Origin of the sequence: Streptomyces asoensis, assembly GCF_013085465.1 — a bacterium.
In the GTDB taxonomy this organism is placed as follows: Bacteria; Actinomycetota; Actinomycetes; order Streptomycetales; family Streptomycetaceae; genus Streptomyces; species Streptomyces cacaoi_A.
In genome coordinates, this window is sequence record NZ_CP049838.1 from 3,200,636 (window position 1) to 3,226,602 (window position 25,967).

Annotated in this window: 16 protein-coding genes; 6 read left to right on the forward strand and 10 right to left on the reverse strand. The window is 69.5% G+C overall.

What is annotated here, in order from left to right; translation table 11 throughout:
* Positions 1-518: 518 nt before the first annotated feature.
* The 4 genes from G9272_RS14380 to G9272_RS14395 form a co-directional block, all read right to left on the reverse strand.
* Positions 519-773 (reverse strand): DUF7660 family protein, encoded by a 255-nt coding sequence (locus tag G9272_RS14380; protein ID WP_253267796.1) that lies wholly within the window; start codon positions 771-773, stop codon positions 519-521.
* 2 nt (positions 774-775) lie between these two features.
* Complete coding sequence (locus tag G9272_RS45920; protein WP_301272131.1) at positions 776-7,012, reverse strand: RHS repeat domain-containing protein; 6,237 nt, start codon at positions 7,010-7,012, stop codon at positions 776-778.
* Positions 7,013-7,286: 274 nt separating this feature from the next.
* Positions 7,287-11,531, reverse strand: coding sequence for an FG-GAP-like repeat-containing protein (locus tag G9272_RS14390; RefSeq protein WP_171396957.1), 4,245 nt, complete (start codon positions 11,529-11,531; stop codon positions 7,287-7,289).
* 565 nt (positions 11,532-12,096) lie between these two features.
* Complete coding sequence (locus G9272_RS14395; RefSeq protein WP_171396958.1) at positions 12,097-12,474, reverse strand: hypothetical protein; 378 nt, start codon at positions 12,472-12,474, stop codon at positions 12,097-12,099.
* 181 nt (positions 12,475-12,655) lie between these two features.
* Between G9272_RS14395 and G9272_RS14400 the strand changes: the two genes are divergently transcribed.
* Together G9272_RS14400 and G9272_RS14405 are read left to right on the forward strand one after the other, a co-directional pair.
* On the forward strand, positions 12,656-13,054 hold the full coding sequence (locus tag G9272_RS14400) for a hypothetical protein (protein WP_171396959.1): 399 nt from the start codon (positions 12,656-12,658) through the stop codon (positions 13,052-13,054).
* Positions 13,051-15,195 carry a hypothetical protein gene (locus G9272_RS14405; protein WP_171394567.1) on the forward strand — a complete coding sequence of 715 codons (2,145 nt, stop codon included), beginning with the start codon at positions 13,051-13,053 and terminating at the stop codon, positions 15,193-15,195. The genes G9272_RS14400 and G9272_RS14405 overlap by 4 nt, the downstream gene beginning before the upstream one ends.
* Positions 15,196-15,258: 63 nt before the next feature.
* Here G9272_RS14405 and G9272_RS14410 read toward each other — a convergent pair whose 3' ends face one another.
* A complete protein-coding gene (locus tag G9272_RS14410; protein WP_171396960.1) occupies positions 15,259-15,450 on the reverse strand; it encodes a hypothetical protein in 192 nt (63 codons plus the stop codon).
* 64 nt (positions 15,451-15,514) lie between these two features.
* Positions 15,515-17,581, reverse strand: a complete 2,067-nt coding sequence (locus tag G9272_RS14415; RefSeq protein WP_171396961.1) for a bifunctional glycosyltransferase 87/phosphatase PAP2 family protein — start codon at positions 17,579-17,581, stop codon at positions 15,515-15,517.
* 343 nt (positions 17,582-17,924) lie between these two features.
* Between G9272_RS14415 and G9272_RS46185 the strand changes: the two genes are divergently transcribed.
* A complete protein-coding gene (locus tag G9272_RS46185) occupies positions 17,925-19,751 on the forward strand; it encodes a DUF2330 domain-containing protein (RefSeq protein ID WP_171396962.1) in 1,827 nt (608 codons plus the stop codon).
* A gap of 89 nt (positions 19,752-19,840) precedes the next feature.
* A complete protein-coding gene (locus tag G9272_RS14425) occupies positions 19,841-20,512 on the forward strand; it encodes an O-methyltransferase (protein ID WP_171396963.1) in 672 nt (223 codons plus the stop codon).
* Between the two features lie 49 nt (positions 20,513-20,561).
* Here the strand turns inward: G9272_RS14425 and G9272_RS14430 are convergent, their stop codons facing one another.
* On the reverse strand, positions 20,562-20,954 hold the full coding sequence (locus tag G9272_RS14430) for a hypothetical protein (protein ID WP_020126876.1): 393 nt from the start codon (positions 20,952-20,954) through the stop codon (positions 20,562-20,564).
* A gap of 117 nt (positions 20,955-21,071) precedes the next feature.
* On the opposite strand from G9272_RS14430, the gene G9272_RS14435 reads away from it, so the two are divergent.
* Complete coding sequence (locus G9272_RS14435; RefSeq protein WP_171396964.1) at positions 21,072-21,542, forward strand: DUF1992 domain-containing protein; 471 nt, start codon at positions 21,072-21,074, stop codon at positions 21,540-21,542.
* Here G9272_RS14435 and G9272_RS46190 read toward each other — a convergent pair.
* Complete coding sequence (locus G9272_RS46190; protein WP_367398549.1) at positions 21,531-22,460, reverse strand: hypothetical protein; 930 nt, start codon at positions 22,458-22,460, stop codon at positions 21,531-21,533. The genes G9272_RS14435 and G9272_RS46190 overlap by 12 nt on opposite strands.
* 5 nt (positions 22,461-22,465) lie before the next feature.
* The gene (locus G9272_RS14445) at positions 22,466-23,161 is read right to left on the reverse strand and encodes a hypothetical protein (protein WP_171396965.1); all 696 of its coding nucleotides are present in this window, start codon (positions 23,159-23,161) and stop codon (positions 22,466-22,468) included.
* 164 nt (positions 23,162-23,325) lie between these two features.
* On the opposite strand from G9272_RS14445, the gene G9272_RS14450 reads away from it, so the two are divergent.
* Positions 23,326-23,841, forward strand: coding sequence for a GNAT family N-acetyltransferase (locus G9272_RS14450; RefSeq protein ID WP_171396966.1), 516 nt, complete (start codon positions 23,326-23,328; stop codon positions 23,839-23,841).
* Here G9272_RS14450 and G9272_RS14455 read toward each other — a convergent pair.
* Positions 23,834-25,879 (reverse strand): MDR family MFS transporter, encoded by a 2,046-nt coding sequence (locus G9272_RS14455; RefSeq protein WP_171396967.1) that lies wholly within the window; start codon positions 25,877-25,879, stop codon positions 23,834-23,836. The genes G9272_RS14450 and G9272_RS14455 overlap by 8 nt on opposite strands.
* Positions 25,880-25,967 lie beyond the last annotated feature (88 nt).

Here is a 25,967-nt window from a genome sequence, read left to right on the forward strand (position 1 = left end):
CGAACGTCACCGCCAGCACACTGCCGCAGACCACCCCGGCACGGACGGGATGACGGGCCACCGCCACCTCCACCCGGGAAGGAAGATCACCCGCCCTCAAGCGACGTTCAACCGCCAGCGACACCCTTTGCCAGCCCCGCATGGCCGCCCCTCCTTGAGCGCCGTCCTCACGGCCCTGTGCACGATCGGTGAATCATCCTCATTCCGCACATAGAAAGTACGGAATCTCTCCCGGGGTGACGATCCTCCAAAAAACTACTCCCGACCCCAGCGGAGTTGCAGTCGGAGTCCGAAAGCGGCCCGGCTTGTTCCTCCCGCACGCACTGGTCGACCAGTGGGTTGTGACGCCGGCGTCCGGAGGCGTGTCGAGCCAAGGGCCAATCAGGATCATCCTGCTCACTGCCGGCGCACGCTTGGTTTCCAGAGCAACCGTGCCCGGCTCTGGTTGATTTACAACCACAGCCGGGCACGGCAGGAGCACGGCGCTCGGTCCGTGGAACTAAGAGTGACGCTGCGGTCTATTCATAGATTCGTGCCGCCATCACCATGGCGGCCAGGAGATTCCAGTCAGGTTGATCCGGAAGCTCCTTGCCCTGATTCTTGCACCATCCCGGCATGGAACCGACCCAGGCACCCCATGCCTCGAGAAAGTTCTCAAGCGTGACGTTCTCCCAGTCCTCAGGTCGATTTTGGAGATCAGCCAGAGCATCGGCGAGGAATTGGACGAAGTCCTCGCGAGTCCTCACGCTATCCGCTTGATCATCCAAGTCCATAATCACTTCCCCCTGACCACGATAGATGTGCCGTCATTCTCCGTAGTGAACTTTCTAGGCGTCTCTCGTTGCACCTCTGCGGGACTGGCGCGAACGAAACGGATATTCACACCGGCCTGTTGAGCAGCGTAGAGTCTGCGATTGTCGAGACTGTAGATCTTGCCATCTTTCTGGAAAACACGGATCGGCGGGATTTCAGATATTCCAACCTTTCCGGACTTAAGACCGTCGATGAGCCCCTGAAGTGATCTCCCGTCGGAGAATTGGGCCTTGATGTTGTCCTGAGTGAACCGCACCGCCCCGGGAGCGATCGTACCCTGGGCGGGAAGCCCGCCCATTCCGGGGCCAGGCCTGGGTCCTCTGAGGCCGCCGCCCCCCACGCCCATCGCCATGGCGGTAGCGCTACCGAGGGCCTCCGCCAGCGACGAAATTGATTTCGGACAGTGGCCTTCCATGCGCCCGCAGGCCCGCCACTTGGCCAGCGAAAGAGTCTGGTAGCCGCCGGAGAGTTGCTCCGAGTCTGCCGGATTGGTTATCCAGCCGGCGACGCATTCCAGCCCGCAGTAGGTGGTGGCCAGATCATCCCGAAGTTCCTGCTTGAATTCACGGACACCATCCCACTGCTTGGAAACCTGGACACCCGGAAATACCGTGATGAGACCGGGATTCAATTCCGGACCGGTAGCCGCTTCACTCCATCCGCTTGTCGTCCACCAGCCGTCGTCGTAACTGTTCCCGTCACATCCGTTGCAACCCCAGGACGGGTCGTTGAGCGCCTTTCCCCCGCTCTTCTTCGTCGGAGTGTTGTTGCCGTACTGCGCCCCGCCCCCGCATTCGTCAGGCGATGCGCACGCCATGAGACCAGTGGCGTCACTCAGAGTAACGGGGCTATTTTCAGCGTACGTGTACCCGTTCGCCTGCTGCGAGTCAGCCGGATCCAGAATCGGGTCGACACTGATAAAGCGGCCGGTATTCGGCTCATACTCTCGGGCACCGAGGTGGGTCAAACCTGTGTCGACGTCCTTGGTGCCGCCGACGAAGCCCTTGTCGCCAGCCCAGGGCGCCGACTGGCTGCCTCGAGGAGTACCGAAGATGCCCGTCTTACGACGTGTGATGGCCTGGGTGGCGTCAGCGGTGACCTGGGTCGTGGTCGTGCCGTGGTGATCGGCAAGCAGGAAGGTCAGTTTTCCGCCGGTACGCATGGCAAGGGTCTGGGTGTCGGTGCCGTAGTAACGGGTACCGGTGGCCTTGCCGGCCTTGTCGACGTTGAGCTCGTTGCCACCGGGGAGGTAGAGCGTCGTACCCGTGGAGTCGGTGCGGGTCAGGCGTTGGCCGTCGGTGTCATAGGTGTAGCTCGTGGTCTGGCCGTTGCTGGTGACGGTCTTGAGGTGGTCTTCGTCGTCCCAGACCAGCTCTTGGTTGAGCGTGGTCGTAGTGCCCTGCTTGAAAGTGCGGGTCTTCGTGTCGCCGGTCTCGGTGTAGCTGTAGGACTCGGTGCGCGGATCGGTGCCGGTCTGGGTGACGCTGGGCAGGTTGTGCTTGCCCGTGTCGGGTGCGGCGTAGGTACGGACCGTGTCGGCGGTGGGACCCGCGGCGGTCTGGTGCTGGGTTTCGGTCTTTCGATTGCCCACCGCGTCGTACGAGTAGCTGGTCCAGTACGGGTCCTGGCCGCCGACCACGTCACCGGAAGGAGCAGCGGCGCACGTACTACCCGTGTTCGTCCAGGCTTCGGTGATGCGCGTGAGCGCGTCGAGGTTGAAGCACTGGGTGTCGGTCGTGCGGGCCGCGTCCTGACCGTAGTTGGAGGTGATCTGGGTGATGTTGCCGGCCGGATCGTAGGTGTAGTGGGAGTCCTCGATCCTCTGTGGCGCGGTGTCCCGGTCGGTGTAGGCGTCGGTCAGCGCGCCGGTGTGGTCGTCGTACACGCTGGTGGTCCGCAGGTGCTGACCGAACTCGCCGTATTCGAGGAGGGTATTGCGGCCGTAGTGGTCGTAGACGGTTTCCGAGATCAGCGGATCGCTGTCGGCGTTGAACCCCGCCAACAGACCTGCGGTGTCGTAGTCGGTGCTGACGAACTCGTAGGGCAGGTCGCCGATTTCAGGCTGCTCGGTGGCCTTGAGCAGGCCGGTGTTCTCGTCGTAGAAGTTGAACCACTCGTAGCTTCCGGCGGGCACTCCCAGGCCGTCGGGGACGGTGACCTTGGTTCCGAGCGGCTGGTAGTAGGCGTTGTACTCGGTGATCTCGGTGGTGTACGCCTTGTCGCCGATGTAGCGGGTGGTCGTGGCGGGCTGGCCCTTGGCTACGGCGTCGTAGGTCCAGGCCGACAGCGTGGTGGTGCCCTTCTTCACCGCGGTGCGGCGGCCGAGTGCGTCGTAGTCGGTGTGCAGGGTGACGTTGCGGGCGTCGGTGACATCGGTGACGCGGTCGCCTTGGTCGTAGGTGGTGTGGGACTCGCCCGTGTCCGGGTCGACGACGTCCGTCTTGCGGCCGCGGACGTCGTAGACGTACTCCCACTTGGCCGCGGAGGCATCGGTGATCTGGTCTATGCGGCCTTGGCTGTCGTAGTGGTAGCGCATGGACTGCGACGACGTGCGTGCGGCGTCCGTGTACTGCTTGAGTTCCACCGTGCGGCCGAGTGCGTCCACCACCGTGGTGGTCGCGGTTCCGCCCTTGGGCGGCACCACCGTGGTGGTGTCACCGGTGTAGCTGGTGGTGGTGCGCTTGGTCTCGTCGCCGAACTTCCTCGCGATGACCACTGTGGGCCGGCCCGCGCCGTCGAAGACGGTCTCAGTGGAGGACGGGTACTTCGTCTCCTCCCCGGTCACGAGTACCGGCTCGGGGGTACCCGTCGTGAAGTAGGTTCCCGACGAACGCCACGCATCACCTCGGGTGTTGTAGAACGACTCCGACACCAGGCGTCCGGCACTGTCGGGAGACGCCGCCTGGGTCTGGCGCTCGCGCAGCAGGCCGTCGTAGAAGGCGTAGCTGGTCTGGTATTTGGAGTTGTGGTCGAGGTACTTGCTCGTGACCACGGCGGGGCCGTCGGTACGGACCAGGTACGCGTACGAGTGGTTCGGCGCGTTGGGGAAGCTCGCGGCCGAGCGGGTCGGCAGCCACACCTTGCTGACGCGGCCGAGACCGTCGTAAGCGATGGACGTGACCCTTTCGTTGGCGTCCGTCGACTCGGTCGGCTGACCACGCAGTGGGTCGAGCTTGGTCTTGGTGGCGTGGCCGAGGGGGTTGGTCAGCGTCGTGGCGGTCGGGTTCTCGCCTGTGACGGGAACGTACGTGGTGTACGTGATCTTGCCGTAGGCGTCCGCCGCCGCCTGCGCACGACCGTACTGGTCGTAACAGAGCTGGTTCTTGGCCGTGCCGCAGACGCTGGGGACGGAACTGGTGACGTCGTAGCCGGTGCCGGTGCCGTTGATCCGCTCGGTCTTCGTGACCAGACCCTTGGTGGGGGCCACTCCGAAGACCGCGTTGTCGTAGGAGATGCGGACGTCGTCGATGACGTCGTCGGGGCGGTTGGCGGTGACGTTGCACAGACGGGCCACGGTCTCCGCACGGGAGACGGCGTTGAGTATCCATCCGGTGGCGTTGCGGGCGTACGTCGTGGTCGTGCACTTCTCGTCGCCGACGACGGTGTCGCTGCCGGTCTTGGAGGTGTCGCCGTGTTCGGAGACCTGGGTGACCATGCCGTAGGTGTCGAACCCGCGAGTGGTCTTGGTCGTGCGGGTGCCACCGGTGACCGTGGTGCGGCTCTCCTCCGCCGCGATGCCTGTGTGGTAGGCCGTCAGGGCGGGCAGCTCGGCCTCGGTGCGGTCTCGTGTCGCGGTCGCCGCCGAGCGCCAGGGGGTGTAGGAGGTGGCCGAGAGGAGCGCACCCCCGTCGCCGTTGTAGGTCGCGGTCTCGCGGACCACCCCGGCGAACTGTTCGCGGTCGGTGACCGCTGTCCCCGCCGAGTCCTCCACCTCGGCACCGTCGATGCCGCGGAAGTAGCGGGACTCGGTCAGGGTTCGGGCATCCAGGCCGGCGCCCTTACGGGTCTGCACGCGCCCGTAGCCGCGGGCGACGGAGTAGGTGCGGTCCTTCGGCTTGGTGAACTCGTCCGTGCCCTTGACCCACTTGGCGCCACCCACGTACGTGTACTCGGTGACCGTGTCGGGAGACTCGACGAGGTTGTCGCCCTCGATGACACGCTTGACCGGGTAGATGTTGAACCAGTCCTGCTTGGCCGTCTCTCCCTCGAAAGGCCACTTGACCGGGTAGCAGCGTGTGGTGTTGGTTCCGTCGGCCGGGGGCAGGGTGGTGGCGGTGCAGTCGGGGTCGTAGTAGTCGACGCCGATGGTGCCGCCGCTCTCGGTCCTGACCTGTGACATGCGCAGGCGGATGAACGGGGCCAGGCCGTCACCCAGCTTGTCGACCCGGTTGGGCTTCTGCACGCCCGTGAAAGTGACCGCCGGCAGGGTCTCGGTGGTCCCGACCTTCCCGCTGTGCTGAATCGACTTCAGCCACATCGGCGTGGAGATGCCGTCCCCGGAGGCGGGGAAGTCCTGTGCCAGGGTCCAGGTGTCGACGTCCTTGTACACACCGCCGGTCAGGATCTTGGTCGTGATGGTGGACAGGCGCTTCTGCGACCAGAACGTCGGGGAGTACTGGTCCTTGCACTCGGTCGCGCCGTCCTTGCAGTACTGGTCGTACGGGACGTCGGGCCAGTTGGTGGCGTTGGCCTCGTCGAAGGTGCAGCCGCTCAGGCAACGAGAGGACACCCCGAACTGGACCTGGCCCATCGCCTTGCCCGAGTAGACCGCGTCGTCGCGCAGACCGTAGTCGATACGGTCCAGCCAGCCGCCGCGCACGTAGGGGGTGACGGTGGCCTTGCCGGTGGTCTCGGAGACGTTGCGACCGTAGTTGTTGGACTCCTTGGACCAGTAGTAGGCCATCGCGTTGCCGCGCGGGTCGACGACGTAGTCCAGCTGCCAGCGCCAGGCCTGCTGGCACCAGCCCGAAGCGAAGGAGGAGTTGTAGCAGGGCTCGCCGGAGTGGTTGCCGAAGACCGGGGTCGTCCAAGCCGAGTTGGTCACCGGGTCGTCGGCGGCGGTGCCGTTGTCGCTCCAGCCCGGAAGCCTGTTGCGGCCGAAGAAGTACTGGGTGCCGTCAGCCGTGGTGACCTTCCAGTACTCGCCCTTCCCGTCGACGCCTGCCGTTCCGTCGTCGCCGTTGGTCGCTCCGGTGAGCTTCTCCACCTTCTCGGCCGAGTCGTCAGCCGGGTGCCAGCCCTCGGTCTTGTCGTAGACCAGCTCGATGGTCTTGCCACCCAGGGACATGACGGCGTTGTCGTTGTACCAGCACTGGTCGCCGACCTTGGTGGTATTGGTGGCGCCGCTCTTGTCCTTGTCGTCCTCGCAGGACTTGTAGCGGCGCTCGATGTAGCCGGGCTGCCAGTCCCAGCCGTCGCCGATCCAGGAGGGCTGGTTGTTGGAGGCCGAGGTCCGGCCGTCGACGGCCTGGGAGCTGTAGCCGAGTGAGACGTTGGGCGTCAGGCCGCCGGGTACGGCTGGTGCTTCGATCGGGTACGACCAGGAGAAGCCCCCGGTCGCGCCGCCCGCCGTCCACGAGCCGGAGGGCTGGAGGGACGTTGCCTTGTAGTCACCGCCGGCACCGGAGGCCGCGGCGGCGGCTGCCAGTACCGTCACGCTCGTGGATGTACTCGAGGCCGCGGACAAGGGGGCGGTCGCGGTGAGCGTTCCGGCCTTCGTGTCGTTCGTCGTGGCCAGTGGCTCGGCAGCGCGGCAGGCCGGCTTGTCCGGGGTGGTCAGCGCGCAGGCGGGCAGTTGCACCAGTCGCAGACGGGCTGCCCAATCCCCGCCGTAGGCGCCCTTGAAGGAGTTGTAGTCCACCTGTACGGAGGTGGTGCTGGCCGACTTGCTGCCGTCTGCTCTGGTGACGGAGAACAGCAGACCGTCGACACCGGCCTTGCGGGCGGTCTTCTGGTCGGCGAGTTGGACGGTCGCCTTCGTGGGCGGAGTGGTGCCACTCAGCAGCTGCTGGGCGCGTGGTGCCGCCGCAAGGGCGACTGGGAGCGAGCCCGCCTTTTTCGCGACGGAGTTTGACTCCGACGGGGTCAACTTGACGGTGGCGGTGCCTGCTTCCGGCCAGGTGACCTTCGGCGCTTTCCAAGGTCGCGCGGCATTGGACCGCTTGTCCGTGCTGCCGACGTCCATTCGCTTCACTGCCACGGTCGGTGGCTGCTTCGGCTTGGGAGACTCGACTCCCTTGCTGGACGGTATTGCTGCCACGCTGTTTGCGGGAAGCAGCCCCAGTATGAGGGCAGCGGAAATAAGGCCGCCCCATCTACGCGCGCCGTACCGGCTCACGCCCCACCCCTCATGACGGTAAACAGATCTTCAGGACAACAGCGAAGTGATCAGCCGCGAATGCGCTGCTTCGAGCGCTCGTCGGCAGCGAGGCCGGAACCGGTGGAACAGCCACCGATTCCAGCCTCAGGCCCACTCAGGGGGTGTTGCGCATGATGACGGAGGTGTTGACCCAGTCCCACGTACCGACCCAACTGGCAACGCCTGCCATCGTGCTGTCGGACCGGCCCAGGTAGGTGAGCATCTTCACCGTGCCGTCGCCCATGTCGTGCATGGCGCCCAGGTCATCACGTCCGTCGCCGCTGTAGTCACCGGAAGTGCTCTTCATCTTCTGGTAGTTCAGCTTGCCCGAGTCCGCGCTGAAGGCTTCCTTGGGGGCGGCGAACGTGCTGTTGCCCGTGGAGAGGCTGACGTATGTGTGGATCTTGTCGCTGGCGTCGGGATAGTCGTACCAGGTGGCGACGTCATCCAGCCCGTCGCCGTTGAAGTCACCGGCATAGAAGCCGGTGCGGCTCCAGTCGCCCCAGTTCGCGTTGTAGAAAGCCTGGACAGGCGCTTTGAAACCGCCGTTGGGCTCGCCCTGGAATTGCCAGAACCTCACCGCGGTGTCCGGAGCGTCGGCGAGTGCGGCGATGTCGTCCCGTCCGTCGCCGTTGAAGTCACCGGTCGTCAGCTTCATGATGCTGCGATTCCATGTGCCGGTCCAGCTGGGGAAAAGATTGTTGAAGCCACCCTGCACATTTGCGGTGAAGGTGTAGAGGGTGTCGCTGCCGTCGGGTGAGGCGTACCAGGCGGCGATGTCGTCGCGGCCGTCGCCGTTGAAGTCGCCGGCCTGAAGGGTGGCGTTGGCGAAGCCCCACTTGCCCGGGTTGGCTCCCCAGGACACGAACGGCGAGCGGAAGGTGCCGTCGGACTGGCCGAGCAGTGTCCACAGCTTGGTGGACTTGTCCGGGTAGTAGTACATGGCGGCGACGTCCATGTGCCCGTCACCGTTGAAGTCACCGGACACCTTCTTCAGGCTGTTCTCGGTCCAGCCGCTGAAGGTGAAGGCGTCGTGTGGTGCCTTGATGGAACCGTCGGACGTGCCCGAGAGCGTGTGGATCTTGTCGCTGCCGTCGGCGTACTCACGCCAGGTGAGCATGTCGCCGTAGCCGTCACCGTCGACGTCGCCTCGCACAGAGCTGTTGCTCGTCCACTGTGACTGGCCCTTGGCGTTGTAGACGACCAGGCTTCCGCGGTCCTGGAGCAGCGCGTATCCCTCGCCGGTGGCGCCGGACGCGGCATCGGGGCGCCACAGCACGGTGCTGCCGTCGGCGGAGTAGACCGCCGGGTAGCCGTTGGCGAGGACACGTGCGGTCGCTCCGTTGTTGCCGGCGGTGCCGCTGGACCAGACGACCTTGTTGGCGTTGGAGGTGATGACCAGGTTGCCGTCGGCCTGCATGGTGAGTTTGGCCGAGTTCGACGAGAGGGTCTGGCCGCTGGTGAGGGTGGTGCCTGCCGTGATCCGTTGGCCGCCGCTGGCTCCGTCGATGAGGAAGCCGGTGCCGATACCCGTGAAGTCGCCGCCGGTCTTGCGTCCGGCCCAGCCGACGAGGGTGTTGTCGTTCTTGCGGCCCCAGAGGTCGGGGATACCGTCAGTGCCGAGGTCGCCGGAGGAGCCGATGACGGGATAGAGACTCTGGGGCAGGGTTCCGGTGACGATCTTTACGCGGCTCGCGGCGTTGCCCCACGTCGCGGCGTCGAGGACGCCGTTGGGGTCGGCCTTGCCGTACGCGCGGTAGAGGTCGCCGGTGGCGTTGTCGCGCAGAAGCAGATCGGGGATGGTGTCGGCGTTGAGGTCACCGGGGACGACGACGGTGAACTTGTCCCAGTCGGCTCCGCCGGCGAGCACCGGATGGGGGCGGACCATGTCCAGCCACGTGATGGAGCGTTTGCCGTAATAGACCCAGAGGTACTTGCCCTGCTTGACCAGGAGGTCCGGGTTCGAATCGGCATTGAGGTCAGCGCTTGTGGCGATCTGCTCCGCGTTGGACCAGTGGTCGTCGCCGGTCCAGTCCGTCTCGCCCTTGCACCTACCGCTCGTGGTCGCGACGGGGCACCTGACATTCAGCAAGAGAGCGGAGTCTCGGTCGATGACCCCTGTTCCGTTGTTGGCGTACACGCGCAGTTGGTTCTTGCCACCACTTCCGTCGTTCTCCAGTGAGACGAGGTCGTTGTACCCGTCCTGCCTCCAGTCGCCGCTGAACGCGACCCGCTGCGTGGGGAACGCTCCGCCGCCGTTCGTGGCGGAGGAGAACTGGCCGTTGCCCTGGCCCGCGTACGTGAGCAGCGTGCCGTTGGTGTCCGTGTTCCAGATGTCCTTGAATCCGTCACCGTTGAGGTCACCGGGCTCGTCCCTCTCCTGGGAACGGGTGGCGTAGTACAGGTAGGTGGCCGTGTCGGATCGGTTGCCTGCCGCGTCGACGCTGTACGCGTAGATCAAGTGCGGACCGTAGGAAGGCGGCGTGACCAGGGCTTCGGGCGCGCTCGCGGGGGTGTCGTGCACCTCCGCGTCGCTGTCGGTCCACCAGTGGTAGGAGACGACGTCCGTGACGCCGTTGGGGGCCAGGAGGAACTTGCCCTCGGACCTGGCCGGGCCGGTCTGCGCGGGCCAGCCCTGGTCACCGTTCGGGTACGTGTTGCCCTGTGAGGTGATGACGGGTGGTTGGCTCGGGCGGGTGCGGTCGAGGGTGAACTTGCAGGTGGCGCTCCAGCCCGAGTAGACCCCGTCCGGGTCCTTGGCGCGCACCTTCCAGGTGTACTCGCCCGTGGGCGTACTGGCGGCGGGCAGCATCAGCGTGGTGACCTGGCCCTTGAGCGCGGGCACGGACGTGTCCACAACCGCGGCCGACGTGCCGGTCTTGAAGACCTGGAACTGGGCGGTGAGGTTACCGCCGTCCGGGTCGTCGATCTTCGCGTGGACGCTGACGGCGGTGTTGCCGATGGTGCCGCCCGCGGTGCAACTGGTTCGTGGGTTGGTGCCAAGACCGGTGGGGGTCTTGGGCGGGTTGTTGTACTTGATCTCGAGGGTGGCGGTCTTCGGGTCGAACCGCTTCCAGCCGAAGGTGTCCGCCTCGTTGCTCGCGTAGAGCCCGAGAGTCACGCTCGGCTCACCCTTCGAGGCGGCTTTGGCGACCGCGCTGGTCGCGTCGAACTCGAGGTTTCCGGCGGCGCAGTCCTTGCTCCACCCCTTGGAGTCGTTCACCGTGGCCAGCGCGGAGCCGATCTTGCCGGGCTGGTTGTCCCAGGTGGTCTTCTTGGAGATGTCGCCGACCTCGTACAGCTGCACCGGACGGGCTTGGCAGGACCAGGACCAGGTGTTGCGTACGCGGAAGGTGGCGCTCTTGACCTGTGCGCCGACGACGTCCCCTGTATCGAGCTGGAAGAAGGAGCGGGAGATCCGGTTCTGGCCGCCGGTCTCCGCTTCGTAGCCGACGCGTACGTCTCCCTTGGCGTCCCAGTAGGAGTTCTTCGGGTAGGCCTGGTAGACGCGGGTCCAGTGCTGCCACTCCCCCCACGCCCAACTGGGGTCGATGTACACCGGGTAGGTCGTCCCCGTACCGGTCAGGAGTTCCTGGTCCGGGGTGATCGTGAGAGCGTCACCGGTGACCTCGGTCTGCATCTGCGCTTCCTGCGCGCCGGCACCGGGTTCGAAGACGTTCCCGGATGCGGGGGTTTCGTCCTCGGTCGTGGCGGCGGTGTCTGCGGTGGCCGCCATGGTGCGCAGCGCGGGGGCGGCCGGGGCACTGGAGTCCCACATCGAAGGGGCCGGACTCGTGAAAACGGTCTGTCCCGCCTGATCCGTGGCCGCGAGCATGCCGGTGTCGGCGTCCTCGGCCACGTTCAGACCCACAGTGCTCATCGTGAACCGCAGCGCGGCCAGCTCCGGGTTGTCGGCGGCTTCGGCGGTCTTGACCACGAGCAGTTGCGAGAAGCCTTCCACCTCCGCCTTCAGCTGGAGGTCGACTCCGGGCAGGACCTCGGCGTACGTGGCCACGTTGGCGTCGAGTGTCGGGGCGGGCAGGGCCTTGGGCCAGGCCAGGGACAGGGTGCGGCCGTCCTTGACGCCGGTCAACATCGGTCCCGTACCGCCGCCGGAGAACTTCACCGAGACCGACGTCGCCTTCGGTACCACAGACCTGTCGGCCGCGAAGGCGAGGGTCGGGTCGGCGGCCACCCAAGCGCCGTCGCGCCACAGGCGCACCACGGTGCCGTGCCGCTTCACCGAGAACGATCCGTCCGGCAACGCCCAGGTGTCGCTGGCCTCCGTGCGCGCGGAGATCAGTTCCGCGGGTTGGCCGGAGGTCTGGGCGTCCTGGAGGGCCTTGTCCTCCTCGCTCATCGACCCATCGGCAACAGGATCGGCCGAGGTCAGGGCTGTTGAATCCGCCTCCGAAGGAAACGCTGCGGCCTGGTGGGCGGGCAGCGCCGACATTCCCAGCAGGACGGCCAAAGCGGCAGTCGTCGCTCCCGTTGCCCCGCGTCTTCCGCTTCTGCCTCGTCTACGACGTCCGGCCGTGCCTGCCCCACCCCGCGTGAAACGCACAGAACTCCGCCCCCAGAGTTACAAGATCTTCAAAAAAGTAAGCGCATTCAAAACCTTCCTTTCACATTGCGTCAAGGATTTATCACCTAGCGCATTCGCCCCTTGAAACCCAATTGGCTTGTTTGCAATGCCTGCCGAAGGCGCGAGTACCCAGGCCAATCCCGGGCGGGCGTTGGTGCGCGCCACCAGGCGCTCCGCCGGTAGCGACCCCAAGCCATGCGCCGCATGGTCACCGATGCGGCCCCTTGGCTGAAAACAATCATCTGTGATCGCCGGTGAACAGGTTGCCTGCCCCGGGTGACCTTGCGGTGGCGCCGTCAGCGGGTAGGTGCGGCCAGGTCCCAAGCTGCACGCCGCCCGTTCAGCGCGTCGCAGCCAATCGCCCGCGGCTCATCCGATAGCGGGCAACTGCCGAGACGACGGCGGCGATCAGACACCCCACCGCGAGCAACGCCAGGAGGACCAGCATGGGGTTGATCCAGAACGGAACGAGGTCGTAGGAGGCGTTGCACTTGTTGTGCAGCGGGAAGAGCTGCGACGGCTCGCGCCAGTGCTCTGTGCGGTAGCTGCCGTCGTAGACCTGGCCTTTGATCAGCACGCAGGTCTCACGTACGTCCAGGCCGCCGGAGAACGCTCCCCAGAACCAGGTGAAGAACGTCCCGCCGCACGCCAGTACCGAGACCGCGAGCCAGAAGGACGGCTTTCGCCGCTTGAGGCCCCTGACAGCGTTCCCAGCCATGATCCGAATCTCGCCTTCCGTCCCAACTCCCTTCTGTACCATACCTTTTGCCCCAGGCAGCCCCATGCAGCACCGGGCAGGGCAGGGCGGCACCCGGCAAGGCAGGGCGCCAGAGGTAACCACGGGGAGGGGACCCGGAATGCTCGGTGAGGCGTTGACCGCGGCTGCGGCCGGTGGGGGGATGGCCGTCGTGCAGTCGGCCGGGGCGGACAGCTGGGCCTGGTTCCGGGTGCGGTGTGCTCGGCTCGTCGGACGGGGGGACGCCGACGCCGAGCGTGAGGCGCTGGACCGGCTCGACCGGACCGCGGCCGTGCTCGGCGCCGTCGACGAGGGTGAGCGGGAGCGGGTGCGGGCGGTGCACGCGGTGTTGTGGCAAGGGGAGTTCGCCTCGCTGCTGGAGTCCCTCGCCCAGGAGGAACGGGATCGGCTCGTCGAGCAACTCGTCCAGCTGACGGAGGAGTTCGGCACCGGTGACGGGCCCAAGGGCGGCGCCGTCACCGGCAACACCTTTCACGGGCCCACCGCCGTCCAGACCGGCGATCACAACCGGCAGGAGAACCACTTCGGGTCCGGCAGATGACCGACCCCGGCAGTGCCGAGTCGGACACCGGCGACAGAGAGTCCGGCGACAGAGACTCCGTCTCCGGCAACTCCGTCTCCGGTAATGCCTTCCACGGGTCCGCCGCCTTCCAGGTCGGTGACCAGAACATCCAGAACATCCATCACCACATCACCACCCACAGCGCCCCCACCACCGTGGACCCCCTCGACACCACCGACGAACTCGCCCGTGTCGTCGGCGCCCAGTGGCAGGAGGAGGCCGGGCTGCGGCGGCTGCTCGAGCCCGCGCCGCTGCCCGTGCGGTGGCGGTTGAGTGAGCGGAAGGTGGCGGGGCGGGTCGTCGGGGCGACGGGGGAGGGAGCGGGGCGGGCGCGGTTCGGGCCGCTGCCGGGGATCGGACCGGCCACCCAGGCACAGCTCCGTGACGGCGGCGGGATGGTCGAACTGCACGCCGTCTACGGCGGGTTGGCCTCGGGCCGACTGCTGCTCGTCGGGGCGCCGGCCGCCGGCAAGACCGCCGCCGCCGTGTTGCTGCTCCTCGACGCGCTGGCCCATCGGGCCGCGCAGCCCGCACCCGCGGACCGGGCCCGCGTGCCCGTCCCCGTGCTGCTCTCCCTCGACGGGTGGAACCCCGGCGAGGACACCGCCACCGACTGGGCCGCCGACCGGCTCACCCGCGAGTACACCCTCTTCCACGGGAGAGGCGGACGCGCCCGCGCCCGGCAACTGCTCGAACAAGGACGCATCTCCCTCTTCCTCGACGGCCTCGACGAGGTCACCGGCAAGCTGCGCGGGGCCATGGTCAGCGCACTGGAGACGGCGCCGTTCCGGCTGGTGCTCGTCTCGCGGGCCAAGGAGGCCGTGCTCACCGCGAGGAAGGCGCGGCTGGGCGGTGCTCTCGCGGTGGAGATCCAGCCGGTCCGGCCCGCCGACGCCGCCGGGTATCTGCTGAACCGGCTGCCCTCCGTCCCCTCCCCCGCTTGGCAGGAGGTCACCGGGCGGCTGCTCACGGAGACCGGACCACTCGCCGGCGCCCTGGCCGGACCGCTCGCCATCGCCCTGCTCCGCGACGTCTACGGCGACGACGACCCGGTCGACGAACTGCTCGACACCGCGCGCTTTCCCACCCCGGCAGCCGTCGAGAACCACCTCCTCGATCACGCGGTCGTCGCCGCCTACACCCGGCGCCCCGGACACCCCCGCCCGCGCTACTCCGCCAGGACGGCCGAACGCACGCTCCGGTACCTCGCCGCCCGGCTCACCCAGGAGGGTGCCCGCGATCTGCGCTGGTGGCACATTTCCGGCTGGACGGACCACCGGCCGCGTCTGATCGCCGTATGGATCGTCTGCACGGTCGTGTGCGGGCCGCCCGGCGTGGTCATGGCCTGGAGTCTGCACGCGACTCCGCTGATAAACGTGATCGATGTCCTCGCGGCGATCGCGGGCGGCTACGGCGTCGCCCGCCGGGTCGCGGAGTTCAGCGAGCCGCAGCCGTTGTCGAGTGCCGGCTGGCGCGACATCTTCACCCCGGAGACGGTCCGGTCCGGCATCAGGCAGTGGCTTTTCGTGGGTACCGGGCTCTGCCTCCTGCTGCCGCTGGTCATCGACCCCGGCCCGCCGATCTGGCTGCTGTACCTGGTGACGCTGCCCATCGGCTTCTCAGAGCTGCTGGTGACAGGCCGAGGACACAAGATCCTCTCCGGCACCCCGTTCCTCTCCGCCGGCTCGGGCCGTAGCTACGACAAGGTGCGGGAGGAGTTCGCCCGGCCCCAGGTGGTGGACACCCGGTCAGTGGGCCCGGTGGACGTATGGAGGCACCACATAGGGCTGCGGCTCTTCCTGGGGCTGCTGACCGGATTCGCCCTCGCCCTGTACATCGGCCCGATCATCGCCTGGGCGCAGTACCCGCTCCTCGGAGCGATGTTCGCGCTGACGGCCGCCCTGTGGACCGGCGCCACCTCGGTCCTCGTCGGCAACCTCGCCGTCACCACCACCCTCACCGCCGTACAGCTCCACTTCGAGGAGGGCACCCCCGTACGGTTGATGCACTTCCTGGAGGACGCCCGCCGCCGCAACCTGCTGCGGGCGACGGGCCCCGTCTACCAGTTCCGGCACGCGCGACTCCAGGAGCGGCTGACCGCGAGAAGCGCGCCGGAGTGATCAGTTCGGCGCGGGGTTCTTCCCACCGATGAGGACCCTCTGGGCGACCCTCCGGAGGACCCTCTAATTGATGGCCATCACAACGAAGAGGCCCGCGATGACCGCGAGTACGCAGAGAACGGTCAGGACGATCAGCACGAGGCCGAGCAGCCCTGTCGTGCCGGCGATCGCCATCCACCCGGCCCGTTCCGCGCGTTCGGCCCGCTGGACCGCCTCGCGGTAGTCACTGTCGTCGTCCCAGTCGCGATCAGTCACGGTCTCCCCGTCTCCAGCCGCTGTCGGTCCCACTGCGCCGGTCGCGCCTGGGCCCCAAGAGTGATCAGCTCGGTGCCGGGTCCTTCTCATGCACCTCGGGCACCGCGGGCTCGACGGCCCTCGCCGTCACCGCCGTCGCCGTGGCGAACCGCGCCCGCGGTCCCATGAACAGGTACGACAGGCCGAAGCCGCCGCCCACCACCAGCGCGCCGCCGGCCGCGTCCAGCACCCAGTGGTTGCCGGTCGCCACGATCGCCGACACCGTGAAGAACGGGTGCAGCAGGCCCAGTGCCTTCATCCACCACTTCGGGGCGACGATCGCGATGACCAGCCCGCACCACAGCGACCAGCCGAAGTGCAGCGACGGCATCGCCGCGTACTGGTTCGTCAGGGCCGTCAGCGTCCCGTAGTCCGGCTTGGAGAAGTCCTGGACGCCGTGGACCGTGTCGATGACGCCCAGGTTCGGCATCAGACGGGGCGGGGCCAGCGGGTAGAGCCAGAAGCCGACCAGGGCCAGCAGGGTCGCGAAGCCCAGGGAGGCGCGGGCCCAGCGGTAGTCGACCGGGCGGCGCCAGTACAGGAGGGCGAGGACCGACAGGGGCACCACGAAGTGGAAGGATTCGTAATAGAAGTCGAAGAAGTCCCGCAGCCACCCGACCTTCACCACCGTGTGGTTGGCCCAGTGCTCGATGTCGATGTGCAGGAACCGCTCGATGTCGAGGATCTGGTGGCCGTGGGCCTCCGCGCGGGCCCGTCCGCCGGTGTTCGTGCCGCCGGTCGCGCCCAGCCGGACCTGCTGGTACGCGGCGTACGTCACGCGGATCAGCAGCAGCTCGAGGAGGAGGTTCGGGCGGGTCAGGACCCGCTTCAGGAAGGGAAGCAGCGGTACGTGCTTCCAGCGCGTGGGGACCGGACGCGCGTACTCCGTCGGGATGGGCGCGCGGTAGTACGGGGACGTGCGCGGCAGGAACGGGACGACCGTGGCCGCCGCGATCGCCGCCAGCAGCACCGCGTTGTCGCGCAGGGGGTACAGGGCCGCCATGTTCGGCAGCATCATCTTCGCCGGGAGGGTCATCACGAGGATCACCGCCACCGGCCACACATACCGGTCGGAGGCGCGCTTGCCGACCCGCCCCACCACCGCCAGCAGGACCCACAGCAGCTGGTGCTGCCAGGTCGTGGGCGAGACGACGATCGCCGCGCAGCCCGTGAGGGCCACCGCCAGCAGCAGCTGGCCGTCACCGGCGTAGCGGACCGCCCGGCGGACGCCCAGCACGGCGACGGCCGCGCCGAGCGACAGGAACAAGCCGATCTCCAGCGGGCCGGAGAGACCGAGGCGGAGCAGGGCGCCGTGCAGGGACTGATTGGCGAGCGCGTCGGCCTCGCCGCCGAGTCCGACGCCCGCCATGTGGTGCACCCAGTAGGTGTACGAGTCGTGCGGCATCGCCGCCCAGGCGAGCGCGGTGACCGCGGCGAACGAGGCGCCGGTGGCGGCCGCGGCGCGGCGGCGGCCGGTGAACCACAGCAGCGCGGCGAAGAGCAGGACCGTGGGCTGGAGGGCCGCCGCCAGGCCGATCAGGGCGCCGGCCGCCCGCCAGTCCCGTACGACGAAGCAGCCGAGCAGGACCAGCAGGACCGGGATGATGCTGGTCTGGCCGAGCCAGAGCGTGTTGCGCACCGGCAGCGACAGCATCAGCAGGCTGATCGCGACGGGCGCGGCGAGCAGCGCCGTCCGTCTGCTGACCGGGTGGGGCAGCGCACGCGCCACGACCAGGCCGAGGGCGGCGACCAGCAGCAGGGTGCCGAAGGTCCAGCCCCAGCCCAGGGCCTGTTCGGCCGCCCGGGTGAGGGGCTTGAGGACGAGCCCGCCGAAGGGGGTGCCCGTGAAGCGCGTGGAGTCGTAGAGCGAACCGTTGACGTGCAGCACGCCGTTCGGTCCGACCCAGGTCTCCAGGTCCGTCAGCCGTTCTCCGCGCGGCGTGCCGAGGACGACGGCCACCTGGCGTACGGCGAGGACCGCCGCCAGCAGCCAGAGGCCGAGGCGGGCCGCGCGCAGACGTGCCCTCGCCGTGTCGGCCGCCGTCGGCCCGAAAGCCTCCGTCGGCCGCCCGCTGTGCTCCGCATTCGCCACGCCTCGCCGGCCTCCCGCCGCGTTCGTCCCACGTCCCGTGCGCGAAGTTTCCTATCGCACCCTATGAGGCTCGCACCGCCCCCGGACAGAGACGCAGGCCACCCCCACTTCACCTGACGTCCGCTCTCCTTTTGTCCGGAAGACGATAGTGGTCCCGGGGCGCGACCGTTTCCACGGGCCGGGATACGAGACGGGACACGGGGCGGGACCTGGGACGGTCAAGGGGCTGCCGAGGGGCGGGATTTGGATCAGGCCTCGAACGGAACAGTGGCTTCAGCCGTACCGTCGTTGCCACCACAATGCGCGCTGGCGGGTACGGAGAGTGCTGGAGGGGATACGAGGCATGGTCGGTTTCCTGCGGGGACGGCAGGCGCGGCGGAATCGGTTGCGCGGGCGGATCACGGCCGTACTGCTGGCTCTGCTGGCGATCCAGCTCGGTTCGCTCGTCGCGCCGGCCTACGCCTGCGGCTGCGGTGCGCTGCTCCCCGGTGACCAGCGGCAGGTCGTGGTCGGCCGGGAGGTCTCCGTCGTGCGCTGGGACGGCGCGCAGGAACAGATCGTGATGCGGCTGACGGTCGACGGGGACGCCGACCGGGCCGCCTGGATCATGCCCGTGCCGCATCGGGCGACGGTCGAACTCGGCGATCCGGAGCTGTTCGACCAGCTGGCCGCGGCCACGGCCCCCGTGCACCGCACCCGCCACCACTTCTGGCCGCAGGACGGCGACTGGCCGCTGACCACGGGCGGCGACACTGCGGGCCCGCCGCCGCCCGGGGCGGGGCCCGGCGTCGGCGTGATCGGACGCGAGCGGCTCGGCCCGTTCGACGTGGCCCGGCTCACCGCCACCGACCCGGCCGACCTCGACGACTGGCTGCGCGCCAACGACTTCACCCTCCCGGGCCGCCTCGAGACCGCGCTCCAGCCGTACGTCGACCGGCGCTGGGAGTACGTGGCGGTCCGGCTCACCCCCGAGAGCACCGGGACCGAGCTGCGCGGCGAGCTCGAGCCGCTGCACCTCACGTTCGCCGCCGACACCCTCGTCTACCCGATGCGGCTGTCCCGGCTGGCGGCCGTCCCGCAGTCGCTCGGCCTGTACGTCCTCGCCGCCCACCGCATGGAGCCGGCCTCGCCGATCGGCGGCGAACGGCCCCGGGTGACGTTCGCCGGGCCGCTCGGCAAGGCGACGGGGCCGCTGGCCGAGCTGGCGAAGGGCACGCCGTTCCTGACGGCCGTCGCCCAGGAGTTCCCGCGGCCTTCGGAGATCTCCGGGGACCATGAGCTGCGCCGGGCGGCGACGGACGCCGCGTACCGGCAGGTGATCTACGAGGACCGGCTGCTCGCGCTGGCCGGGATCCCGGTGTGGTTGCTGACGGTCGTCGGCGGACTGGCCGTCCTGAACACGGTCGCGGTCGTGCTGGGGGTCCGCTGGGGCCGGGCCCGCCGGGCGACCATGCCCCGCCCCCGCCACGCCTCGGGCTTCCAGCCGACCCCCACCACCGAAACCGGACCGACGCCGACGCCGACGCCGGTACCGAGCCCGGCGGTACGGGGGCCGGGTACGGTACCGGGCTCGGCGGTACAGGGGCGGAGGACGATGCCCGGGTCGGCGGTACCGGGGCCGGGTGCGGCACCAGGGTCGGCGGCAGGGCCGGGGTCGTCGGTACCGCCGGGGTCGTCGGTACCGGGGCCGGGTGCGGCACCGGGGTCGGCGGCGGGGCCGGGCTCGGCGGTACCGGCGCCGGGGTCGTCGGCAGCACCGGGGTCAGCGGTACCGGGGCCGGGTGCGGCACCGGGGTCGTCGGGGGCGCCAAGGGCGGCAGCGCCGGGGTCGGCGGCAGGGCCAGGGGCTGCGGGGGTAGCGGGGACGGCTGCCGGCGGCCGCACCGCATCGTCCGCGCCTACCGGTGTGTCCTCGGCGCCCACTGCGCCTCCCGTGCCGCCCGTGCCCCCGCGGCCGCCGTCCCTCCGCCGCACTCCCCCGCGGCCCGCGCGACCGCCCGCCCCGGCCGCTCCTCCCGCCCATCCCCCCACTCCGCCGAAACCGACCGCGCCGCCCCGGATGCCCCCCATGCCTTCCGCACGCCCCACGCCGCCCACGCCCCCCGCGCCCCGTACGGCGCCTTCCGGCTCTTTCGCGCCTCCCGCCGGGCCCCCTGCCCCGAACGGCTGAAAGCCCCGGCCGGAGATCCGTGGGGCTCGACTTAGCATTCCTGACTAGACATACCGCCGGATATGTCAGGTATACGAGAGGCAGAGCGCATGAGCGAGTCGCAGGCCTGGGACGCCGTCGACGCCTACTTCACCGACCATCTCGCCCCGGACGACGAGGTGACGACGGCCGCGCTGCGCGACAGCGAGGCCGCCGAGCTGCCGCACGTCAACGTCACGGCGAACCAGGGCAAGCTGCTCCAGCTGCTCGCCGAGATCCAGGGGGCCCGTACGGTCCTGGAGATCGGCACGCTCGGCGGTTACAGCACGATCTGGCTGGCCCGCGCGCTCCCGGCCGACGGCCGGCTGATCTCGCTGGAGTACGACCCCCGGCACGCGGAGGTCGCCACCCGCAACATCGCCCGCGCGGGCCTCGACAAGCTGGTCGAGGTGCGGGTCGGGGCGGCCCTGGAGTCGCTGCCGCTGCTGGCCGACGAGAACCCGCCGCCGTTCGACCTCGTCTTCATCGACGCCGACAAGGTCAACAACGCCCGCTACCTGGAGTGGGCGCTGAGGCTCACGAGCGTGGGCAGCCTGATCGTCGTCGACAACGTCGTACGGGGCGGCCGGGTCGCGGACGCGGACAGCGACGCGGGAGACGTGGTCGGCACCCGCGCCGCGATCGAACTGATCGGCTCGCACCCGAGACTGAGCGGCACGGCCATCCAGACGGTGGGGGCGAAGGGCTACGACGGCTTCGCGCTGGCGCGCGTGCTGGCCTAGGCCTGCCCGGCGGACAGACCCCGGCCGCACCGCCCTCCCCCGGAGGCTGTCACGCCTCGTGATAGAAGCCCACGTTGACGCTGCGCGGCCCGGTGCGGTCGAGGACGATGATCTCGCCGGAGCCGCCGCGCGCCAGCGGCATGGTCCCGCCGTAGGCGAGCGGCTGGGCGTACTGGCCGCTCACCAGCCGCACCTCGGAGGACGGCTCGTCCTGCGAGCCGCGCAGCCACGAGACCTGCCAGGTGCCCTCGGGGCCGCACAGGAACTCCAGGTGCACCCGGGAGACGAACAGCCAGTCGTCGGGGGTCGCGAGGCGGCACACGGACTTGTCCCGGCCCACCCGGAGCACGGCACCCGGGTCGCTGGGCGAGTCGGCCATCAGCATGCCGGCCGTGGCGCCCTCTTCCGTCCCGGAGACGGTGGCCATGGTGAGTTCGAGCACGTGCGCTCCCCTTGCGGTGTCTTTGACATGCCTGTCGGCGTCCTGGGTCCTAAGTGTGCTTGTACAGCGGCCGCATGATAAATCGCCCGGCCCCACCGCGTCCGGCACAATGGACGCATGACCGAGCGAAAGCCACCGGGTGTCCCGTTCGAGTCCTGGGTCGACAAGCAGATCCGTGACGCGGAGCGACGCGGCGAGTTCGCCCAACTGGCAGGCGCGGGAAAGCCGTTGCCGACGGGTGCGGACACCACGTACGACGAACTCTGGTGGATCAAGCGCAAGATGGCCCGTGAGGGCCTCTCCGTCCTGCCACCGACGCTCGCTTTGCGCAAGGAGGCGGAGGACGCGCTCGCGGCGGCGTACGCGGCGCCTTCGGAACGCCTCGTCCGGAAGATCATCACGGACGTCAACGTCAAACTGCGCGAGATGATGTTCAAGCCGCCGCCCGGCCCCCCGCTGGGCATGAAGCCGTACGACGTCGAAACGGTCGTACGAGAGTGGCGGGAGCGCCGGGCGACGGCAGGTGGGTCGGCCGCAAGGGCCGCAGGGACAGAAGGCGCCGAAGGGGCCGAGGGCTCAGAGGTGTAGCAGCCGCTCGGTCAGTTCGCGGTAGTCGCGCAGGGCCAGCCGGAGCTGTTCGGTGTCGGTGGCCGCCGCGGCCGCCGCGGAGCGGTCCTTGCCGCCCTCTCCCGACTGCCAGGCCCCGCGCAGGGTACGGCGTCGCCGGTCCACGGCGTCCGTGAACTGCGCGGCGAGTTCCTCCAGCACCTGGTCGGCCTCCGCGACGGCGTCGCGCGGGCCGTCGACGAACCCGACGACCGCGTGCCGCATGCGGGAGGCGATCCGGTCGCACTCGTCGTCCGGCAGGAGGAACATGCCGTGACCGCCGTGCAGGGCGGCGGCTGTCGTCGGTTCACGGCCCGTGGCGGTGTCCACCGCGCCCGTGTCCCGGTGCCGGGGCGACGCCCCTTCGCCGGAGGCGCTGAGCGGGCCCGCGTCCCGGCCGGCGCCGGCCGCCCGGCCGCGCGCCGCTCCGCCGGCACCGTTGTCGGAGCCGAACGGCGTCGGCTCCTCCACGGCTGTCGTACCGCGCGGCTCCGCCGACGTCCGTCCCCTCTCCCCCGGCAGGACGGCCTCACCCGGCAGAGCGGCCGCACCCGGCGAGGCAGCCTCACCGGTCCGTGCTGCGGCTTCGCCGGGCCGTACGGCTTCACCGGTGCGTGCCGTCTCGCCGGTGCGTGCGGCCCCGCCGGTCTGTGCGGCCTCGCCGGGCCGTACGGCTTCACCGGTGCGTGCCGTCTCGCCGGTGCGTGCGGCCCCGCCGGTCTGTGCGGCCTCGCCGGGCCGTACGGTTTCGGCGGCCCGTGCGGTGTCGCCGGGCTTCGCCGCGCGGGCTCGGTCGGCCGCCGGTCGGCGGTTCTCCGGAGCCCCGCCCGGGATCGCGTCCGTGTCACGCGTCGTGTCACGCGTCGTTTCGGGCGTCTTGTTCGGTGTCAGGTCGGGCATGGCGGTCAGCTCTCCTTCGCCTGGTGACGGTGGAAGCCCCGCGGCAGGTGGTGGCCGGAGCGGGAGCCGTTCTGGCTCACGCGCTCCTGCGGGCGACGGCGGCCGGCGTCGTGGGAGGCCTCGCCGACCAGGTCGTCGAAGAGGGCGCGCGCCTCGACCATGGCGGCCCGCATGTCCTCCGTGCCGGGTGCGCCGGACGTGCCGGTCGCGCTCGCGTCGTGCGTGCCGACGCCGTTGACGCGTACCCGTGCCACACGGTGGACGCGTCGGTAGCCGTGGACATGATCCGCGTGGTGGACGGAGAGTGCGGCGAGCTGCTCCTCGTACTGGTCGCCGTCCGGGAAGCCCCGGGCGCCCGCCACTTCCGCGAGCAGGCGGTCGGCCTCGGTGACCGCCTGCTGGGGCGAGTCGACGAACCGCTCCTGCGCGGCCGTCCAGCGGGCCTCGAACCTCTCACGCTCCGCGGGTTCCAGCGGGCGCTCGCGCAGCCCGCCGTGCCGCTCCACGAGGGCGTCGAGCTCGCGCTCGGCGGCCTTGACGTCCCCGTCGTGCCGGGCCACGGCACGGTCGTACTCGGGCCCGAAGCGACGCTTCAGACCGTGTCCGCCGTGCGACCCGCGGGCCCGCACGGCCAGAACGGCCGCGACGGCGACGATGGCCGCCACGATCACGATCAGAGCGATGATCACTCCTGTGGACATGCCTTGCCTTCCGGTGTGTCGGCCCCACGGGCCGGTTCACGCATCGGGTTGCCCGGACTGCCCCTCCCAAACGGCCTGCGCAGTTCCCGGGACGAAGGTGCCGACGAAGGTGCCGCCGCAAATTCGGTTGCGGGGCCGCCGGGCCACCTTCGGACAATGTCCGCATGACGACGTCGCCGACCTGGACCATCACCGCCGAACCCTTCGACGCCCCGGTCGCCCGCGCCCTCTGGCGGGCGTACTACACCGAGGTCAGCGACCGCTACTACCTGCTGCACGAGGGGCGCAGGACCGACCCGGTCGAGCTGGAGCGGGAGATCGCCGCCCGTACCGGCGCCGAACTCGCCCCGCCCGGCGGACGGTTGCTCGTCGGGCGGTACAGCGGTGAGCCGGCCGGCACCGCGGGCGTGCGGCTACGGGACGCCGGCACCGCCGAGCTCACCCGGGTGTTCGTCCGGGCGGAGCTGCGCGGCCGGGGCGGAGCCGCGCTCCTCGTCCGGGGCGCCGAGGACGCCGCCCGCGCGCTCGGCGCCGGCCGGATGATCCTCGACACCCGCGGCGACCTCGTCGAGGCCCGTGCCCTGTACGCCCGGCTGGGCTACACCGAGACCGAGCCGCACAACGCGGACCCGTACGCCGACCACTGGTTCGGCAAGTCGCTCGGCCAGGACCTCAGGTGAGCCGGTGGTCGGGCACCACCCGCCCGCCGTACGGCCGTTCCCGGTCCGAGCCACACAGCTCGTCGTTCAGCTCCTTCACCAGCTGGACGAGGTCGGTGGGCCGGTCCGGCCCCCACCAGTCGCCGAGCAGCTCGGCCAGCGACTCCTCGCGGACCTGCGCGAGCCGGTCGGCGACCACGCGCCCCTCGTCGGTCAGCATCATGTCGAGTCCCTCGCGTACGGCGAGCCCGCGCCCCTCCATCTGACGGACGGCCTCGATGACCACCGGCAGCGGGACCGTGCTGTGCTCGGCGAGCACGCTCGGCTCGACCCTGCCGTACCGCTTGATCCGCAGCAGCAGCCAGCTCGCCGCCGGGAGGAGGTCGTAGCCGGCCCGCGCGGTGATCTTCCGGTAGATCTCGCGGCGGCCCTCGCGGGTGCCGAGGACGGACAGCGCCCGGCACACCTCGTCGTACGAGGACCGTTCCACCGGGTTGCTGGCGAGGGTCTCCGTCACGTCGGGAGCGGTGACCGAGCCGCGCAGCGGGTCCTCCTTGAGGAACCACGCCAGGACGAAGCCGACGAGGGCGACGGGGGCGGCGTACAGGAAGACGTCGGTGATGGCGGACGCGTACGCGTCCAGGGCCTGCGGTCGCAGGGTCGACGGCAGTTCGGCGATGCCGCGCGGGTCGGACTCGAGCCCGTCCACCGAGACCCCGGACGGGAGTTGCACGCCCAGGAAGGCGTCCGTGAGCTTGTCGCCGAGGCGGCCCGAGAAGATCGTGCCGAAGATCGCGACGCCGAAGGAGGCGCCGATCGAGCGGAAGAAGGTCGCGCCGGAGGTGGCGACGCCGAGGTCCTCGTACGCGACGGCGTTCTGCACGATCAGCACCAGCACCTGCATGACCAGGCCGAGGCCGAGACCGAACACGAAGAAGCAGGCGCTCATCGCGCCCGTGGAGCTGTGCTCGTCGAGCCGGTGCAGGAGGAGCAGGCCGAGCGTGGTGACGCCGGTGCCGGCGACCGGGAACACCTTCCAGCGGCCGGTGCGGCTGACGATCTGCCCGGAGACGGTGGACGCCAGCAGCAGGCCCGCCACCATCGGCAGCATGTGCACGCCGGACAGGGTCGGCGACACGCCCTGCACCACCTGGAGGAAGGTCGGCAGGTACGTCATCGCTCCGAACATCGCGAAGCCGACGATGAAGCTGATCACCGCGGAGAGGGTGAAGGTGCGGATGCGGAACAGTTTCAGCGGGAGCACCGGTTCGGCCGCCCGCCGTTCCACGGCCACGAACGCCACGGCCAGGAGCACGCCCAGCACCGCCAGGCCGACGATCTGCGGCGAGGCCCAGTCCCAGGTGGTGCCGCCGAGCGAGGCCACCAGGACCAGGCAGGTGGCGACCGCGGCGATGAGGAAGGTGCCGAGGTAGTCGATGACGTGCTTCGTCGACTTGCGCGGGATGCGCAGGACGGTCGCGATGACGGCGAGGGCGACCACGCCGACGGGCAGGTTGACGTAGAACACCCAGCGCCAGCTCAGATGCTCGGTGAACAGGCCACCCAGCAGCGGGCCGAGGACGCTAGTGGCGCCGAACACCGCGCCGAACAGGCCCTGGTAGCGGCCGCGGTCGCGCGGCGGGACGAGGTCGCCGACGATCGCCATCGACAGCACCATCAGGCCGCCGCCGCCCAGGCCCTGGAGCGCGCGGAAGGCGATCAGCTGCGGCATGTTTTGCGCCATTCCGCACAGCGCCGAACCGATCAGGAAGATGACGATCGCGGTCTGGAAGAGCCTCTTGCGCCCGTACAGGTCACCGAGTTTGCCCCACAGCGGGGTCGCGGCCGTCGACGCCAGCAGGTACGCGGTGACCACCCACGACAGGTGCTCCATACCACCGAGCTCGCTGACGATCGTGGGCAGGGCGGTCGACACGATCGTCTGGTCCAGGGCGGCGAGCAGCATGCCGAGCAGGAGGGCGCCGATGGAGACGAGAACGTTTCCGGACACGTGTTCCGCACGCGGATCCGCCGCCCTGCTGTGCGCGTCCAAGACCATGGATGCCTCCTGAGGCTCTGGTGACCCCCTCCATCGTGATCGGTGTGACCCGTTATGGCCTCTTGTAGTCCTCTTGCGCCTTGACGGA

Excerpts from the sequence above, each read along its gene's own strand:
- G9272_RS14380 (WP_253267796.1), bottom strand. The coding sequence starts at position 773 with ATGGACTTGGATGATCAAGCGGATAGCGTGAGGACTCGCGAGGACTTC.
- G9272_RS14390 (WP_171396957.1), bottom strand. The coding sequence starts at position 11,531 with ATGAGCGAGGAGGACAAGGCCCTCCAGGACGCCCAGACCTCCGGCCAA.
- G9272_RS14395 (WP_171396958.1), bottom strand. The coding sequence starts at position 12,474 with ATGGCTGGGAACGCTGTCAGGGGCCTCAAGCGGCGAAAGCCGTCCTTC.
- G9272_RS14400 (WP_171396959.1), top strand. The coding sequence starts at position 12,656 with ATGGCCGTCGTGCAGTCGGCCGGGGCGGACAGCTGGGCCTGGTTCCGG.
- G9272_RS14405 (WP_171394567.1), top strand. The coding sequence starts at position 13,051 with ATGACCGACCCCGGCAGTGCCGAGTCGGACACCGGCGACAGAGAGTCC.
- G9272_RS46185 (WP_171396962.1), top strand. The coding sequence starts at position 17,925 with ATGGTCGGTTTCCTGCGGGGACGGCAGGCGCGGCGGAATCGGTTGCGC.
- G9272_RS14425 (WP_171396963.1), top strand. The coding sequence starts at position 19,841 with ATGAGCGAGTCGCAGGCCTGGGACGCCGTCGACGCCTACTTCACCGAC.
- G9272_RS14435 (WP_171396964.1), top strand. The coding sequence starts at position 21,072 with ATGACCGAGCGAAAGCCACCGGGTGTCCCGTTCGAGTCCTGGGTCGAC.
- G9272_RS46190 (WP_367398549.1), bottom strand. The coding sequence starts at position 22,460 with ATGCCCGACCTGACACCGAACAAGACGCCCGAAACGACGCGTGACACG.
- G9272_RS14445 (WP_171396965.1), bottom strand. The coding sequence starts at position 23,161 with ATGTCCACAGGAGTGATCATCGCTCTGATCGTGATCGTGGCGGCCATC.
- G9272_RS14450 (WP_171396966.1), top strand. The coding sequence starts at position 23,326 with ATGACGACGTCGCCGACCTGGACCATCACCGCCGAACCCTTCGACGCC.
- G9272_RS14455 (WP_171396967.1), bottom strand. The coding sequence starts at position 25,879 with ATGGTCTTGGACGCGCACAGCAGGGCGGCGGATCCGCGTGCGGAACAC.